Annotated in this window: 13 protein-coding genes and 3 pseudogenes; 8 read left to right on the forward strand and 8 right to left on the reverse strand. The window is 68.1% G+C overall.

Annotated features, from left to right (window positions below; genetic code table 11):
- Window positions 1–20: 20 nt before the first annotated feature.
- Window positions 21–1,070, reverse strand: coding sequence for a LacI family DNA-binding transcriptional regulator (locus tag ACH4YP_RS01905; protein ID WP_361051290.1), 1,050 nt, complete (start codon window positions 1,068–1,070; stop codon window positions 21–23).
- Between the two features lie 231 nt (window positions 1,071–1,301).
- Here ACH4YP_RS01905 and ACH4YP_RS01910 point away from each other — a divergent pair, with 231 nt between their 5' ends.
- Window positions 1,302–4,028, forward strand: coding sequence for a discoidin domain-containing protein (locus ACH4YP_RS01910; RefSeq protein ID WP_398488881.1), 2,727 nt, complete (start codon window positions 1,302–1,304; stop codon window positions 4,026–4,028).
- 201 nt (window positions 4,029–4,229) lie between these two features.
- Here the strand turns inward: ACH4YP_RS01910 and ACH4YP_RS01915 are convergent, their stop codons facing one another.
- A complete protein-coding gene (locus ACH4YP_RS01915; RefSeq protein WP_361051284.1) occupies window positions 4,230–4,475 on the reverse strand; it encodes a hypothetical protein in 246 nt (81 codons plus the stop codon).
- Window positions 4,476–4,745: 270 nt separating this feature from the next.
- Between ACH4YP_RS01915 and ACH4YP_RS01920 the strand changes: the two genes are divergently transcribed.
- Entirely contained in the window at window positions 4,746–5,357 is a 612-nt protein-coding gene (locus tag ACH4YP_RS01920) for a transposase (RefSeq protein ID WP_398488883.1), read from the forward strand.
- A gap of 92 nt (window positions 5,358–5,449) precedes the next feature.
- On the opposite strand, the pseudogene ACH4YP_RS01925 reads toward ACH4YP_RS01920, so the two are convergent.
- Window positions 5,450–5,575: pseudogene (locus ACH4YP_RS01925) on the reverse strand (IS5/IS1182 family transposase); the annotation flags it as partial.
- A 222-nt stretch (window positions 5,576–5,797) separates the two neighbouring features.
- Between ACH4YP_RS01925 and ACH4YP_RS01930 the strand changes: the two are divergent.
- A complete protein-coding gene (locus ACH4YP_RS01930; protein WP_398488884.1) occupies window positions 5,798–6,259 on the forward strand; it encodes a hypothetical protein in 462 nt (153 codons plus the stop codon).
- 208 nt (window positions 6,260–6,467) lie between these two features.
- Here the strand turns inward: ACH4YP_RS01930 and ACH4YP_RS01935 are convergent, their stop codons facing one another.
- Window positions 6,468–6,797, reverse strand: a complete 330-nt coding sequence (locus ACH4YP_RS01935) for an ArsR/SmtB family transcription factor (protein WP_398488886.1) — start codon at window positions 6,795–6,797, stop codon at window positions 6,468–6,470.
- Between the two features lie 92 nt (window positions 6,798–6,889).
- On the opposite strand from ACH4YP_RS01935, the gene ACH4YP_RS01940 reads away from it, so the two are divergent.
- Window positions 6,890–7,258, forward strand: a complete 369-nt coding sequence (locus ACH4YP_RS01940) for a hypothetical protein (protein ID WP_361051273.1) — start codon at window positions 6,890–6,892, stop codon at window positions 7,256–7,258.
- A 253-nt stretch (window positions 7,259–7,511) separates the two neighbouring features.
- Here the strand turns inward: ACH4YP_RS01940 and ACH4YP_RS01945 are convergent, their stop codons facing one another.
- Entirely contained in the window at window positions 7,512–7,865 is a 354-nt protein-coding gene (locus tag ACH4YP_RS01945) for a hypothetical protein (protein ID WP_398488888.1), read from the reverse strand.
- Window positions 7,866–9,145: 1,280 nt separating this feature from the next.
- Between ACH4YP_RS01945 and ACH4YP_RS01950 the strand changes: the two genes are divergently transcribed.
- Together ACH4YP_RS01950 and ACH4YP_RS01955 are read left to right on the forward strand one after the other, a co-directional pair.
- Window positions 9,146–9,343, forward strand: a complete 198-nt coding sequence (locus ACH4YP_RS01950; protein WP_361051268.1) for a hypothetical protein — start codon at window positions 9,146–9,148, stop codon at window positions 9,341–9,343.
- A 67-nt stretch (window positions 9,344–9,410) separates the two neighbouring features.
- Window positions 9,411–10,218: pseudogene (locus ACH4YP_RS01955) on the forward strand (transposase family protein).
- A 116-nt stretch (window positions 10,219–10,334) separates the two neighbouring features.
- Here the strand turns inward: ACH4YP_RS01955 and ACH4YP_RS01960 are convergent.
- The 3 genes and pseudogenes from ACH4YP_RS01960 to ACH4YP_RS01970 form a co-directional block, all read right to left on the reverse strand.
- A complete protein-coding gene (locus ACH4YP_RS01960) occupies window positions 10,335–13,361 on the reverse strand; it encodes a M14 family zinc carboxypeptidase (protein WP_361051265.1) in 3,027 nt (1,008 codons plus the stop codon).
- 332 nt (window positions 13,362–13,693) lie between these two features.
- Window positions 13,694–14,368: a hypothetical protein gene (locus ACH4YP_RS01965; protein WP_361051262.1), complete on the reverse strand. Its 675-nt coding sequence runs from the start codon at window positions 14,366–14,368 to the stop codon at window positions 13,694–13,696.
- Between the two features lie 243 nt (window positions 14,369–14,611).
- Window positions 14,612–14,740 (reverse strand): annotated as a pseudogene (locus tag ACH4YP_RS01970) (ATP-binding protein); the annotation flags it as partial.
- Between the two features lie 262 nt (window positions 14,741–15,002).
- Between ACH4YP_RS01970 and ACH4YP_RS01975 the strand changes: the two are divergent.
- Both ACH4YP_RS01975 and xerC read left to right on the forward strand, forming a co-directional pair.
- A complete protein-coding gene (locus ACH4YP_RS01975; protein WP_361051259.1) occupies window positions 15,003–15,446 on the forward strand; it encodes a hypothetical protein in 444 nt (147 codons plus the stop codon).
- A gap of 84 nt (window positions 15,447–15,530) precedes the next feature.
- Window positions 15,531–16,553: a tyrosine-type recombinase/integrase gene (gene xerC, locus ACH4YP_RS01980; protein ID WP_361051256.1), complete on the forward strand. Its 1,023-nt coding sequence runs from the start codon at window positions 15,531–15,533 to the stop codon at window positions 16,551–16,553.
- Window positions 16,554–16,579: the final 26 nt, after the last annotated feature.

Genomic DNA, 16,579 nt, shown 5'->3' on the forward strand with positions numbered 1-16,579 from the left:
GAGGACTGACCAACAGCGGCTTATCCACGGCCTGGTGGTGCGCTGCTCTCCCGCACCACCAGTTCAGTCGCCACCTCCACCCGCGTCGTCTCCGGCTGCTCCCCGGACAGCAGCCGCAGCACCATCCGTGCCGCGAGAGCGGTCATGTCCGCCAGGGGGGTGCGGACCGTGGTCAGTCTCGGGGTCACCCAGTCGGCGAACGGCAGGTCGTCGAAACCGACCACGCTGACGTCTGCCGGGATCCGCAGCCCGAGTTCGGCGGCGGCCCGGTAGGTGCCAAGCGCCTGATGGTCACTGCCCGCGAAGACCGCGGTCGGACGTTCGGGCAGCGCCAGCAACTCCAGCGCATGCCGGTGCGCGAGATCGTGGGTGAAATCGCCGTAGCGCACCAGCGCCGGATCGAAGGGGAGCCCCGCCTCCGCCAGCGCCGAGCGATAGCCGTCGACCCGCGCCCGCGAGGTAAGCCGGCGCTCCGGGCCACTGATGATCGCGATCCGCCGGTGGCCCAGCTCGATGAGATGGCGGGTGGCGGCAAGCCCGCCGGGCCAGTTGGTCGCGCCCACCCACGGCGTCCCGGGCGCGGGTTCATCGATGGGCGCCACCAGCGCGTACGGGATGCCGAGCCGGCCCAGTTCCTCGTGCTGCTCCGGCGTCAGCTCCGGCACCACGAGGATCGCCCCGCGGGTGGACCGGGCGGCCAGGGAGTCCAGCCACTGGCGGGCGCGTCTGGTCCGGCCGTGCGTGGCCGAGACGACCAGCCCCATGTTCGCGTCGTGCAGGACGTCCTCCGCGCCGCGGATCAGCTCCACGGCCCAGGGGCTGTCCAGTTCATTGATGACGAAGTCGATCAGACCGCCGGGCGGTGCCGCGGTGGCCGCGGGACGATGCTTCGCCAGATAGCCGTGCTGTTCGAGGATGCGCTGCACCCTGGCCCTGGTCTCGGCCGATACATCGGATCTTTCGTGCAGCACCTTGGAAACGGTGGAGACCGAAACGCCAGCTTGTTCGGCGATTTCGGCCAGAGTGCGCCGGCGCCCTGAGCCAGATCCCGTCCGAACCGTTGACGTCATCGGATGAATCTCCTACGTTTTCGAGGCGATCACAAGTTGCGAAAACTATCGCAACCGTACCCCCGGGAAAAGGAGTTGTCCCGCCGTGGACCCTCCGGGCGAGCACCGGTTGAGACGCGCGGTACCGGGCGTCCGGGGCGCCCCGGACGCTCCGGAAGCCGAGGAGGCCCGGCGGCACTCTCCGGAATCCCCGACGGAACCCCCGGAACCCTCGACGACTGGAGGCGGCACATGACAACCAGAAGGCTCAGACGCCTGTCCGTGCTGGCCGCTGCCACGGCACTGCTGGCGCTCCCGGTCCAGGCGCAAGCTCAGGCACCGGCACCGGCACCGGCACGGGCGCAGGCGCAGGAAGCGAGCCCGGGCCGCGTCTACCACGTCGCTCCCGCGGGCAGGGACCACGCGTCCGGCTCCGCGGCGAGACCGCTGCGCACCATCGGCGACTGTCTCTCCCGCGTCCGCCCCGGTGACACCTGTCTGATCCACCGCGGCACCTACCGCGAGCGACTCGCTCCGCCCTCCGGCACGAAGGACGCGCCGATCACCATCGCGGCGTACGGCGACGGACCGGTGACGGTCGACGGGACCGAACCGGTGACCGGCTGGAAGGACGCGGGCGACGGTCTGGTCGCCGCCGACACCGACCTTCCCCCCGACCCCGACTTCAACGCCGTGTTCCTGGACAACGCCCGGGCGCAGGAGGGCCGTTGGCCCAACTCCGGCCCTGATCCGCTGAACACCACCTGGGCCGAGGCCGACCCCACCTCCACCGACCAGCACATCGACGACACCGACCTGGCGGACGCCGACTGGACCGGCGCGACCGTGCACCTGTGGGCGGGCTCCAACCCCTGGGCCCAGCAGACCGGCACGGTCACCGCGACCGGCCCCGGCAAGCTGGACTTCAAGGGCGGCAACCACCGCTGCCCGCCGCTGTGCATGGGCAACCAGAACTACCGCAACTACTACCTCGTCGGCTCCAAGGCCGCCCTCGACCGGCCCGGGGAGTGGTACTACGACGAGACCGCGCACCGGCTCTACATGGTGCCGCCGAAGGGCGGTATGGCCGGGCACACGGTGACCGCGAAGCACCGGCTGTGGGGCGTCGACCTGACCGACAGCTCGTACGTCACCGTGCGCGGCCTGGATCTGTGGGGCACCTCGCTCCGAACGGGCGACAAGAGCAAGGGAGTTGTGGTCGACCGGCTGCGGGCCAGCTACATCTCGGAGTTCTCCACCCTGCCCATGCCGCCGGACAGCGATCTCGCGATCCCGCCCTTCGAGGGTCACATCGTCGCGTCCCGCATCCTCGACTCGGGCGTACAGATCCTCGGCACCGGCAACACCCTGAAGAACAGCGAGATCTCCCAGTCCGCCGGTGACGGCGTCCTGCTGCGCGGCACCGGCAACACCGTCACCAACAACTACATCCACGATGTCGGCTGGATGGGCAGCTACACGCCGGGCATCGAGGTCAACGGCAACGGCCACACGGTCACCCGCAACACGATCCGGCGCACGGGGCGAGCCTCCATCGACACGGCCTGGCAGCTCAACGGCACGGAGTTCCACGACAACCGCATCGCCTACAACGACATGTCCGAGGCGATGCGCACGTCCCGCGACGGCTCCCCGTTCTACGTCTGCTGCAGCCTCAACGGCAGCGGCACCTCCATCGACCACAACACCTCGCACGACGCCGACGGCCAGGTCGGCTTCTACGTCGACAACTACTCCGGCCACTTCCGGCTGCACCACAACGTCGCCTGGAACACCGGCACCCGGGGGACCTTCTTCAACGGCCACACCGGCCCGAGCATCGCCAACGAGGACCACAACTCCAGCTACGGCATGGGCATCAACGGCAACTCGGTGCTGCTCAGCGGGGCGACGGACGCCTCGGGTTCGTACATCAGCAACATCATCGGCCCGAAGCCGGTCAGCGCCACCCAGACCGGCGACCCGTTGCCGGTGGTCCGCTCCAACCTGATCAGCGAAAAGCCCGGCTACACGGACGCCGTGAACGGCGAACTGTGGCTGACGGCCGGCTCCCCCGCCATCGACGCCGGCGAGACGATCGACGGCATCACGACGGACGTCCGGGGCGCGGGCCCCGACCAGGGCGCGTACGAGTACGGCGCACCGATCTGGTCGACGGGCTGCGACCTGCCGGGCTGCCAGCAGCGGGTGCGGCACGGCACCTGGACCACGACGGCGAGCGACGGTACGGACGCGACCGCTGTCACCGACGGAGACATCAACACCCGCTGGACGGCGGGGAGTTCACAGTCCTCCGGCCAGTACCTGACTGTCGACCTCGGTGAGCCGAAGACCTTCGGCAGGCTCTCGCTCGACGCCGGCCGCGACACCGTCGGCCAGCCGTACGGCTTCTCGGTCTCGGTCAGCCGCGACGGCACCCACTGGGGCGAGCCGCTCGCCCGGGTCTCGGGCCGCTCCTTCACCCAGGACGCGGTGTTCCCCCGGCAGACCACGGCCCGCTACGTCCGTATCACGCTCAGCGCGAGCGGACCGGTCCCCTGGGTCGTCAATGACCTGCGCCTGTACGGCGACGGCCCCGACGCCACCACCACACTCCAGGCCGAGCAGGCCACAGTCGTGCAGGGCGTGAAGCGCGGCACGGCCGCCACCGGGGTGCTGGGCTCCGGCGACCGGGTGGGGTTCCGCGCGGTGAACATCGACGGCGGCCGACTCACCGTGCGCAGCACGTCCTCCTGCGCGCGCACCTGTTCACTCCAACTCCGCCTGGACGCGCCGGACGGTCCGCTGGTCGCAGCGATACCCCTCCGGGGCGACAGCGCCGACGACTGGCAGGAGCGAACGGTGAACCTGAAGCGCGAACTGTCCGGCACCCACGACCTCTACGTCGTGGCGAAGGGAGGACGGCAGGTCGCCGCACTGGACTGGCTGACGATCGAAAGCCCCCCTTCACCGGAGTGAAGCAGGGCTCTGATCTGCGACTATCAGTGTTCCTCTAGTCGAGACGACAGGATTTGAACCTGCGGCCCCTTGACCCCCAGGAGTGAGGACCATAGGAATTACCTGCACATATCAGGCAGAACTAGGGTGCGAGTCGTGCGTCCGCGCGTGTGCTGTTCAGGGTCGCGAGCTCCGTGTGGTCCCCAACTGGTCCCCAGGTAATTACGAGCCACGCGGCGACCAGATCGTGCAGGTAGGCGCCCGCTGCCGGGGCGACGCGCTCGGTTCGACGCGATTCCAGGCGTGGACCACCTGCATGTGCTCCCCTTCGGTGAGGATCGGCAACCGGGAGAGCGGCTCGTCCGGGCGCTCACACGCGGCGTCGAGGAGGGTGTGGAAGTGCTCGGCCATGCGGACCAAGCGGGCGTCGTCGAAGAGTTCGGCCGCGTGGTCAAGCCGAGCCCGCACGCCCCGCCTCCGGCTACGAGGGACAGGACCAGTTCGTAGGGGACGGGCAGCGGGTCGACCGATCCCCGGCGGACGTCGAGGCCGGGCAGGCTGAGGACCCGGGGGGTGCTTCTATCTGTTTGGTCAAGGTCTGTGGGCTTGGTCAGGCTGTTTGTTCGTGCCCGGGCTGGTAGAGGGTGCGGTGTTTGAGCATGGCGTGCAGGACGTCGACGCGCGGTCCTTGCAGCCGCCCCCACCCCGGCCTCTGCGGCCAGACTCACCCGCAGCCAGTTGCGCGCGCTCCTCACACGGGCGGGTCGCCTGCGCCGCGGCATTGAAACGGAGGTCGACAGGCTCCGGGAGATCTTCCGCGCGGAACATCTCCACCAGCTGCCCCTGGTGGAAGAGGCCATGGGCAGGCAGGCATCAGCACTCATCCAGCAGGTCAACGCTGCGTGCGGCAGTGTCACCGACCTCGCGACGGCGACAGAGGAAGCCTTCCTCGCGCACCCGGACGCCGACATCATCATCAGCTTCCCGGGGCTCTCCGTGCTGTCCGGGGCCCGAGTGCTGGCCGAGATCGGTGACGACCGCTCCCGGTTCGCGGACGCGAGGGCCGTCAAGGCATACGCCGGCGCGGCACCCGTGACCCGCGCTTCGGGCCGCAGCCATGTCGTCGTGGCCCGGACCGTCAAGAACCGACGACTCGCCGGTGTTGGTTACACGTGGGCCTTTGCCACGCTCCGCACTGAGGCTCCGCGCACCCATTACGACAGGCGACGAGCCGGCGGAGAACGCCACACCGCCGCACTGCGGAACCTGTTCAACAAGCTCCTGGGCTGCCTCTACCACTGCCTGCAGAACCGAACGACATACAACCGCGAGCCTTCCCAGCCCCTTTGACCCGCGCCGCCTGAGCCCGGACTTGACCTCTAGACGACATGAGATGTCTTCGGCTGCTCGGCGACGGTGTGGTCCCGGGTTGGTACGAGCGTGCCTCTACGGACCGCGTCCGCGCCCTCGCGCCGCAGTGCGCTCACCAACTTGGTGAAGCATCGCAGGCTCAGCCCTGTGAAGGGGCCTGTCCAAGACGGCTCCGATGCCGTGATCACACCAGCCACGGAAAGATCATCGCGGCCGTAGGCGGCGATATGAGACGACCGTCAGGTGTGCAGAATGCGCACGGCGAGCAGCGTCTGCCAGGTCCGGCCGACCGTGAGTGAGACGCGCTGGATCAGTCCGCCCAGATCCACCCAGCGTGGCACCTCGCCGCCGGACTGAACGACGCCAAGCCCCTCGACGCGGTCATCCACAACGCCGGGGCATGGAACGGCCGGGCCGTCATGCCCGTCAACGTCGTCGCGCCGTACCTGCTGACGGCCCTGCTGCCCGGGCCGCGCCGCACGGTGTATCTGAGCAGCAGCCCGCACCTCAGCGGGCACCCCTCGCTCGCCGCCGGAGTGAATTGGCAGGGCGCAAGCGCGGGTTCGTACGCCGACAGCGAGCTGTTCGTCACGACGCTCGCGGCCGCGGTGGCCCGCCTGCGGCCCGAGGTGCTGAGCAACGCCGTGGATCCGGGCCGGGTGCCGACCAGGATGGGCGGTCCGGACGCGCCGGACGATCTCGAACTCGGCCCTCGGACCCAGGAGCGGCTCGCCGTCAGTAACGAACCCGAGGCCCGGACCACCGGCGGGTACTGGTACCACCGCCGGAGTGAACAGCCGCACCCCGCCGTCCACGACGAGGCGTTCCAGGACCGCCTGCTGCGCGCGTTGGCCGAGGAGACGGGCGTCGCGCTCGACTGATACGCGACGCGGCCGTCCCGGCCCGGGGCATGGCTACCAGGCGCAGACTTCCGGGCCTTCGCCGCCAGAGCCGGGCCAGATCTCGTCGAGCCTGCACAGCCTGTCGTCGTTCAGCGACATGTCGAAGGGGCGCCGACTGATGTCGAACCGTGCGGCGGTACGGGTCCGATGATGGTGGCGACGACGGCCGGGGTGCGCAGCAGCCAGGTCAGAGCAGCGTCCACGGGTCCTTCGCCGAGTTCGGCGCACAGCCGTCGGCCAACACGGCGGCCAGGAGTCCCGGGAAGCGGGCGTCGAGATCAGCGCGACGCAGAGCCATCAGACGTGCCTTTCCGACCCGCCGTGTCTGGGTGATCCCGGCTTCGCGCAGGATTCGCCAGTGATTGGACAGCGTCGACCTGGGCACGTCCACGCCGTCCGGGCTACACGCGCTCTCACCGTCCTCAGCCATTCGGCGGACCAGTGCCAACCGAACCGGATCGCCCAGGGCATGGAGCACCACCGCCAGGTCCAAGTCCGCGTGGTCGGGCTGTTCCACTGGCCCTCCTCGTCTTCGCCTGTGTGACACCCGTAGTATGCAGATCGCTTCGATGTTTCGGGAAAATCGAAATGATCTAGGAGATGGCCGTGATGGTGCTTGCCACCCTTGCCCGCGTCTACGTCGACGACCTGGAGGTGGCATTGCCGACCTTCGTCGAGCTCACCGGAGAGCAGCCACGATTGCGGTTCACCTACCGCGGTCTGAACCTCGCGAGCATCGGCGGCTATCTGCTGCTGGCAGGTTCAGAGGAAGCCCTAGCCCCTTACCGCGGCACCCACGCCACCGCGATCGTCGAGTCCATCGACCAGATCCTGAGCATCACCGAGCAACACGGCGGAGAAATCCTCGACGGCCCCAACGAGGTGCCCACCGGCCGAAACCTGACCGTGCAGCACCCCGGAGGCGCGACCATCGAGTACGTGCAGTTCCACGCAGCCGCACGATCAGCCCTCGCATGAGCCAACCCAGTCGACCCAAACAGGCACGCTCGGTGGCGCCGTCAAAACTGGTGAACATCCCCAGGCCCACTGATCGCTAACTGCACTCCAAACTCATCCACAAACGCTGTCCTGAGAAGTGACCGAAGCCAACCGGTTCCTCCATCACTGCGACGTCATCTCCATCAACGGCCCCAGCTATTGGCTGAGGAACCGGCTCGCAGCCGTCGAACGCGACCGGGACGATGCAGCCTGACCGAACTCCCCGAAGCCATCACAGGTCAGTCCAGACACATCCCTCGGAGTAGTTGTGCCAGCCCCGGAAGAACCAGTTGGCAAGATCCCCGATTCGCTCGACGCAGTCCTCGAAACAGGCATCGGGCGCCGGCTTGGGGAAGTTCGGGTGTGACGTCCACGACGGAACCCAGGTCACGACCTCATAGAACCCTTCGACGACCCATCGATCGAGCTTCTCGTCGGACTGGGACCGCTCGCACGCGACTCGCATCGCCCGTTCCAGGCGGGCGAAGGCAGCACGGTCCCATTCCAGATCCCCGCGCAGCCGCAGCAGGAAGCTCCCCTCCTCCGCGTCGAACTCCCGCCTCAGAACCTTGGTGATCTCGTCCATAGACGAGATCCTGACAACCTGCGCCCTCGAGCTGCCCCACCGCAGTCCTGTCCTGCCGGGCCGCTCGCTCGGCACGCGCCGCCCGGCGCAGCGCAAGTGCGCGGGTGGCCTTGGCTTCACGGCGGTGCTGGACGCCAGCCGTCTCGATCGGCGCTGGCTGGTCTTCCGAGGATGCCTCCGGCTCCGGGAACGCGCTCCGGCTCAACCCACGCATCGCCCTGCTCTGCCGCTCGACTGCCTCAGCGATATCCGGGTCCACCCGCTGCGCGGGTGAGACGGACTGGTGCGCGGCGACCGCCTGGCGGTAGCCGTCGGAGGCCAACTCGCGGGTTCTCACCGGCGCTTCGGGCCCCACCGCGGCCACCGGGACGCTCGGTCGTACGGGGCGCGGGCGAGCCACCGACGGCCAGGACCCGGATGCTGCGCACGGCGGCGGTGCCGGCCGTGCTGTTCGCCGTGGCGACGATCCGTGCGGCGATCAGCCGCAGCGGGGTGGCGTAGGCGGGCGAGTCGGGGCGCAGGTCCAACTGTCCGGTCTCCGGGTGGAATACGACCGCCTGGACGTGATCGGAGCGGCCTCGGCCCGGGTCGGGTCGAAGGGGTGCCACAACCGCCACCCCTTTTCGGCGAGTTGTTGGATTGCCTCCCAGCAGGCTCGTGTCTTGCCTGTCGAGGAGGTGCCCACCAGGACCACGATCCGGCTGCGCCCCTGCCCGGCCGCCCGTACCGCTTCGGCCAGCCCGCGGTCATGCTCCCGAAGCACATATCCGGGCAGCGCCCGCTGTGCAGAAGTGCTCGAACCAGTCCCCTCCGATGCCGGACCCGCTGGGTGGACCTCCAAGGCGTGGGGATCCCACTCACCCATCGGACGGCCCGGCCCCGTCCCGTCCGCTTTGACGGTGCCCGGATTCTCCGCCGCGGTCCGCTGCAACTCCAGCAGTTCCTCGGCTGGAAGCTTCAGCGCGCGGGCCAGCGCAGCAACCGTCTGCGTGGATGGCGCAGCATCTTTGGGGGGGGAACGCCTCCGACACGGTCGTGCGGCCCAGTCCGGCGCGGTTGGCGAGCTGCGTCTTGTTCAGCCCGGTCCGGGCCAGCCCGTCGGCCAGTTGCCTGCGTAGTTTGGTGAGTGCCGGACTACGGCCGTTCTGCTCGTCCTGCACAGACCCGCCCCCGAGATTGTGTGTTCGTCAGTGTTCATCTTCCTCCCGACGAACCACGGCGAACACCACTTCCACGACCTTCGACCACGTCAACACCCCACTGTGTACAGGGAGCTTGCCGTGACCGTTGCCGTCGCCCTTCTCACCACCGCCCTTGTCATCGTCATCGCGCTGCTTACCGCCGCCGGCGCAGGCAAGCTCGCCCGCATGGACGGCGCCACCTACCCCACCGCACTCAGCCGGGCTTCCGGCGCCTTCGCCACGGTCATCACTCTTGCCGCTGCCATAACGGTGACCATCGTCGCCCTCCTCGCCTAACGAGTTGGTGCGTGATAGCGGGTGAGGCGTGGTGCCTGGCCGGTGGCATGATCCGCCTGTGGCGATCATGGTCAATCGGGCGGTGCCGGCGCATCGTCTGTTCACGGGGATCTCTCGGCGTCATCTCGCGCTCTTGGTGGAGGAGTTGGCGGTGCCGTGGCAGGCCGGACTCAAGGGCCGCCGTCATGCTGCACGAGGTGGGGACAGGAAGCGGGCCGCGGGGGCCGGCGCCCGCCACCAGCTGGTGTTTGTCGACCGGCTGGTGGCCACGCTGATCCATCTGCGGCACGACCTGCCGCACTCGGTGCTCGGCCTGCTGTTCGGCGTCGACCGCTCCACCATCACCCGAGCGATCGCAGAAGTACGCACGCTCCTGGCCGAGCGGGGGTGCGCGGTCCCCGACCGTCCCGACCTGCGATTACGCACGCTGGCCGACGTGTTCGCCTACGCCCAGGCCGAAGGCGTCGAGCTGCGGCTGGACGCCACCGAGATCCAGGTCCGCCGTCCGCCGGCCGGACGAGGCGGCCGGCGCGCGTTCGTCTCCGGGAAGAAGAAACAGAACACCATGAAGGCCACCGTGATCGCCGACTGGCGTGGCCGCACGTTGTGGACCGATGCGCATGCACGACGCCACGGCCGCCCGCAACGAGGGCATCGCCTTCTGCTTCCAGCACTTCCCCGACGTCGAGGTCCTCCTGGACGACGGCTATCTCGGCCTGAGCCGCGACCACCGCGGGCAAGCAGTCACACCGCCCAGAAAACCGCGTCCGGGAGCGCTGCCCGGCAGAGTCGAACAGTGGGAACGCGAGCGCCACTGGCACTCCTCCGACCGCGCCATCGCCGGCCTCGTATCCGACCGCACCGCTCAAGCCTGAACAGCGGTCCTCCAACGGACCAGCACACCCCACCCGCTATCACGCACCAACTCGTAAGCCATGGCCTCACAGTCCTACGTGTTGGTGCGTAAGGACGGCAGCCCGGTCCACCCCGCCTATGTCGACGGCCGGTTCCGGGTTTTTGTCCGCTGCGCCGCCGTGCTCGGTCTGTTCAGGTAGGTCATCACCCGGCTGACGAGATCCTTTCGGCTGGCGGGAGGAAGACCTTCGAGACCGAAACCGAGGTAGACCGAGTCAGCAGTGGTGACTCCCGCGCCGAACGCTTGCCGTGTACGGCGGAAGGTGCCGGCGGCCGGCGGAGAGCCTACCGGCGCGGCTGCCGCGGTCCAGCCACCGAGATCGGTCTCGAAGGAGGTCCGCGCGCCGGTCACCCCGTCGACCTCGACTCGCGCATTGTCGAGGAATACGCCGGGGCCGGGGAAGAGCGAGGACGCCGCGTACGAGATCGACACCTCGACCCGCCGGCCGGCATAGCGAGACAGGTCGATGGTCCACTCTTGCCGCCCGGCGCTCGAGCCGGAGGCCGCGTTCCAGGAGCCGGTGCTGCCGGTGGGGCCGCAGTCCGCGCCGATGTAGTGGCTCAGGAACGGGTGGGTGGTGACGCCGTCCGAGCACGCCTGGCCGATCGCCGTGGTGGTGTGTCCGTTGGCCTCGGGCAGCGTCGTCCACTGGTCCGAACCGGGCGTGTGCGCCTCGACGAACAGGAAGTCCTCGGCGTTCGGGAGGTCGTAGGACGTGCTGAAACGCAACCGTCCGGTGGCGGCCTTGGAGAGGTCGATCGTACGGGTGAACCGTTTGTAGCTGTCGGACGCTTCCCCGCTCCACACGTACCAGTCGCCGTCCTGTGCGGCGTACGGGGCCCCGCCCGGTGGCTGCCAGGTCATCGCGGCCGTGCTCGCGAACTGCGGGAACGATGCCTGGGGCAGCGAACTCGTCGTGGTCTGAAAAGCCGCGGTGTGGTCCTGATTGCCGGCCGATCCGACGGCGTTGAGCGCGCCCGCGAAACCGGCGAAGGCCTGTGACGTGCCGGTCACCGCGGGCGCGGACTCGGCCTCGACATAGCCGTACGCTCCCAGCCAGTACTGCTGGAAGTCGTTGCCCAGCGGTGCGCAGGTCTCGAAGGCGACGGAGCAATCCTGCGATCCCTGCGTCTGGTAGTAGTACAGCCCGTCGGCCGCCTGCGCGTATCCGGCGTATTTGCCGTCGAGCAGCACCTTGCCACCCTCGTTGAGGTAATCGCGGACAGCGAAGTCGGTCGCCGCCGCCGCCGAGTCCACGGCGCCCTCTTCCTGGCCGATGGCTCGCGGGAGGACGTCGTCGCCGGTCTCCCACACCACCGTCCGGTAGTGCGACAGCACACCCAGCGGATGCGGTGCCCGGCGACCATGGGTGTCCAGGTCGTAGACGTCGGCGGTGTATCCGGCCTGGCGCAACGCCGCGACATGCTCGTCCGCGTACCGGGCCGAGGTGGCGCCGTCCGTACTCGTCGGCGATTCGCCGGTGACGTCCTCGGCGGCGAGCACCAGGACGTCCGCGCCGATGTGGTCGGCCACCTGGTACGTGAACGCCGGGCTGGTCACCCTCGCGCCGCCCTTGTCCGCGGTGAACCAGACCTTCACCCGGTCTTTCGGCGAGGCGCCGGGCACAGTGCCACGCAGTTCGGCGAAGTACCGGTCGCCGGTGTCGCCGTACCGGTCGCCGCCTTGCCACTCGCCGGCGCCGGTCGTCCGCGGGGTGCCCTTGTTGATCTGGTAGTGCAGGGTCACGTCGCGCAGGGTGCGCCGTGCGGTGACTGCGACCTGCTGCCGTGATCCGTACGAGATGTCGAACGTGTCGACGGTGAAGTCCGGGGTGCGGCGACCGACCGTGGAGACCGGATTGGCGGGGTCCTTGGCGGAGGCGGCGACCGACAGGGCGAAGGGCAGGTTCTTGCGGAACTCGCCGCCGATCAGTTTCTCGTCGTCGGGAAAGGCGAACTCGTCCGCGCAACTTTCCGGGTCGTTCGCCACGGTGTAGCAGGAGGACATCTCCGCGGCGAAGGTGATCGTGCCGTACCGGTTCTGTGCGTGCTGGTTGGTGTCGCCGTTGCTGCTGTAAAGGGCCGCGATGAGTCCCGGATCGGAGCCGGGCACGGCGGGCCGGGTGTGGTCACCGGCCATTGCGGTTGCGATCTGGTCGTCCGGGCTGGGCGTGGCGACCTGCCAGCCCGTGCCGTAGAGCAGTAGTTCCGCGGGTGCGTGATAGTTGATCAGGAAGGCGAAGCCTATCCGTCTGAAGAGCTGGTCCAGCGCCCGGGTTTCGGGTTCGGAGTCCGGCGCGGGACCTCGGTACGTCTCGGCTGACGGGTCGTTCGACGAACCTTCGTTGTCGTAGCCCCACTTGTCGGCAAAGTTGCGGTTGAGGTCGACGCCGTCGCCCTCGGTGATCGTGCCGTCGCCGTTGTTGTCCCGCAGGTTCTTGCGCCACAGACGGTTTCCAGGAGTGAACGTGTAGTCGTAGCCGTCCGGGTTCGCGACCGGCAGGAACCACAACTCGGTGGTGTTCAGCAAGGCGGTCAGGGCCGGGTCCCGGCCGTATCCGTCGATGACGTGATGCATCAGCCGGCGGGTCATCTCCGGCGTGATCCACTCCCGCGCGTGCTGACCACCCAGGTAGAGCACGGCCGGCCGTTGCCCGTCCGGAACCCGCCGAGCGTCCCTGGTGACCTTCACCGCCTGAATCGGCACGCCACGCAGGCTCGTGCCCACGGTGACCAGCTCCGCCAGCTCAGGATGGTCCGCTACCGTCGCTGCCATCTCGGCGCGCAACCCACCAGGTACGTTGTACTGCCGGAACACATGCTGCGATGCCGGTGCCGAGGTGGTCTTCTTTCGACTGAGCGGCACGCCTTGAGAGACGAGCCGGGCGGCCTGACGTTCGCCGAGGACGGTCTCGACGGCGACCTTGTCACCGGACCGGTCGGCTAGCCGGGTCTCGTCCCGTTCGATGCCGGTGGCGTGCAGCAGGCCGAGCTGCCGTGGGTTCAGTTCCCCGACATAGACGCCGGGGCCGTGGCTGGGCGCCGTCGCAGCCGCGGACGTCTCGGATACGGAAATCGCACCGCCGGCGAGCGTGATGACCATGCACGCGGCGATCCAGGGAGCCGATCTGATGTGAACCTCCGGAGGACTGTGGGAATGTCGCCGTCACCCGGGCGGAGTCAAAGGCGTCGCCTTTCACCCGACCTCACTGTGGTGGTGTGTCCCGGTCAAACGGCGACGTCGCGCCGGCAATTGCCGGGTTGCAAACAAGGATGAGCGACGATTGTCAAGAATCTGTTAGGAACTGTTCAGGAATTCGCTGGACCCGACCGCCGGAGCGGACGGGACCGACGAGGCTGACCGCTGGCACTCGTCGGCCGAGAACCTGAGGGGGCTTGGGATCGGGCCCAGCGGCTCGACCCCGAGTACGACGATCACCTGAGGGCGACGGTAGTCATCCCCGCCGCAGCAACGCTGGCCTGTCTCGGCGGGGCAGTGGTGATCGGGGCGGCCTTCGGCGCCTGCCCGGCAATCATGTCAACGTCGAGTAAATAGCTGGCGAACCCCTCTTGTTCGCAGTCCTGCATCCAATGAGCCTTGCTCCCGCTGGGCATTACGTCGATCGAAGACAACTCGCCGTCCTGGAGGACAGCGTTGACATCGTGGTCCTTCAGGCACTTGATGAACGCCTTCATGTGATCGGCGTACGCCGGGTCAAGCCGCCTGGCACGGTCCCGCGCAAGCTCGGGTTGCTTCGACACGCAATTCTTCTTGAGGTCAGCCCGCACCTTGTCGAACAAAGGGCCCCAAGCGTCCGAAATGTTGGCGGGATCGATCGTGTACCCGCCCTTCATTACCGCTGCCTTGGGGAGGCCATTCGTCAGCAGACAGTTGGCGAAGACATCTGACACGCATTGAAATTCCTCGTCGGAGGCGTCGAGCCGGATGAGGGGACGCTCCGCCGCGACTGCCTTGGCCGAGGCAGCGGCGGACGGCTTCTGGATGCTGGCGACACCCGTGGTGCCCTGGGCGCCGGGCGAGGAGTCGGTCTTGGTAGCGCCACTACAGCCGGCGGCGAGAGTCAAGGTGACGGCGGCGGTGACAACCACTGCCGCGCTACCCGAACGGGAAAGCCGATGATGGACATGCCGGGATTCTCACCGTGCGATGTCAGCGAACTGTCGGGATCCCAAGGCCGACTTCTTTGGTGACTTCTTGGCCGTGGTCAGTGTCGCGATCCCTTGATCGAGTCACTTGCCGGGCGTCATGCGGCGCTCGTCGGTCCACGTCCAGGTCTACGGGCGGCGAAAGCCGGATGTTCTCCGACGCGATCTCTCCATCCGGCGACCGGGTTACGTTGGTGCTTGGCAGGCTTGGGGCAGGGTGAAGGTGCTGCCGATGCCGAGTCGACTTGTCGCGGTCATGTGGCCGTCGTGGGCCTCGATGAGTTTGCGGGCGATTGCCATGCCGAGGCCGCTACCGCCGTCCGACTCGGCGGCAACATAGCTCGGAAGCGCCGGTTAGCCAAACCAGCGTTTCTGGAGACGATTAATGCACCAACGTCCGCGCCCGAGCACAACCACAGGTCTAAGCACTGCCGAAGGCATGTCGCCGCTGCCTGCCGGAAATTTGCCGCGGTGCGTTCTCCGTTCGCGAACTGTGCTGTCCGTCTCTGGACTCTTCCGCAGAACCGTCTAGTGTTCCGTACTCCCCCGGGAATAGCCGCACTTGCCCAATGAACCAATGGCAACCATTGCCAAGGCCGAACCGCATCGCGATGAGGAGACCACAGCGAACCCTGCAACTCCTCACCATCGTGCCGTCTCGCCTGATAGCCAAGCGCTTCTCCTCACCAGCGCCTGGTATTCAACCAGCGACCTCGCCGCCTGCCTGCGAGCGGACGCCTCAACCCTGCGCCGCTGGCGCACCGCCCAGTCACCCCAGGGGCCACCATTCGTCACGGTCTCGGAGCGCGTCGTCATGTATAGCGCCCTTGACGTCGAGGAATGGCTGCGCCGCGACGTACCGTCCCGGCCAAGGGGCTCAATGGCCGATAAGACCACCGTTCCTGTCGGTGTCCGGCTCTCCACCGATATCGAGTACCGCCCTGACCGCCCCACTCCGTATCGGGTACGTGTCCGGTGGACCGATCCGACCAGTAAGCGCCGCCAGTCACTGTCCGAGTGAAAGGACAACGAAGAAGACGCTCAGGAATGGCTCCAGGACATCATCGAGGCCGCACAAGCCGGCCTGAGCCCCTCCCAGGCCACCGTGAAGCTCGCCGAATACGGTGAAGCGAACATGGACCTCGCCCTGCGCGGCCTGGAGTTGAAAACGCTGGACCCCTACCTGTCGGGGTGGCGGATGCGCGTAGTCCCCGCCCTGGGCCACCTCGCGGTACGGATGATCACCAACGGCGTCGTCGACCGAACCGTGCAGAACTGGATCGCCGACGAGCACAGCCGCTCCACGGTGAAGAACACCATCGCCGTCCTGGTCCGCGTCATGGAGCAGGCAGTCCGCGACGGCATCATCAAGGTCAACCCCGCCCGGGTGACCGGCTGGCAGAAGCTCTACAAGCAGGCCGAGGACGAACTCCTCGACCCAAGGGCACTGGCCCTGCCCGACTGGGAGACCCTCATTGCGCTGGCCGACACGCTCGTTGCCGCCTCCCACGACCAGTACCGCGGCTGGGGAGACGTGGTCATCTTCGCTGCGTGCACTGCCGCACGGATCGACGAGGTCTCAGGCTGCCGTGTCGGGGACATCGACACCGCTCAGTGGATCTGGACCGTGCGGCGCCAGACCACACCCGCGCCCGGCGGGCTGACCGACAAGGGCACCAAGGGCAAGCGGGCCCGCAAGGTTCCCATCGTCGAGGAGATCCGCTCCCTCGTCGCCCAGCGTGTCCTGTCCGCCGGCCCGAATCCCGATGCCCGCCTGTTCACCGGCCCGCGCGGCGGACGCATCTCCACCGCCGTCCTGCGCGACGCCACCCACTGGGACGACGTGGTCACCAAGCTCGGCTACGAACACCTGCGCCGCCACGACCTCCGCCACACCGGACTGACCTGGTTCGCGGACGCCGGAGTCCCCATCCACGTCCTGCGCAGGATCGCTGACGACACCTCAGCGCTACCTGCACCCGGACATCCACAAGATCACAGCCGCCGGTACGGCACTCTCCGCACCCCTCAGCGTGCTACGCGCCCCGCGCACCCTTCCCGGAACGACTGTCCTCACCCGCTGACACCGGTCAAGAACCGCTGGTCCCCAACTGGTCCCCAACAATGATCAAGGGGCGGTTTCGGATTCCTCCG

Origin of the sequence: Streptomyces sp. NPDC020747 (assembly GCF_044334695.1) — a bacterium.
Classification (GTDB): Bacteria; Actinomycetota; Actinomycetes; order Streptomycetales; family Streptomycetaceae; genus Streptomyces.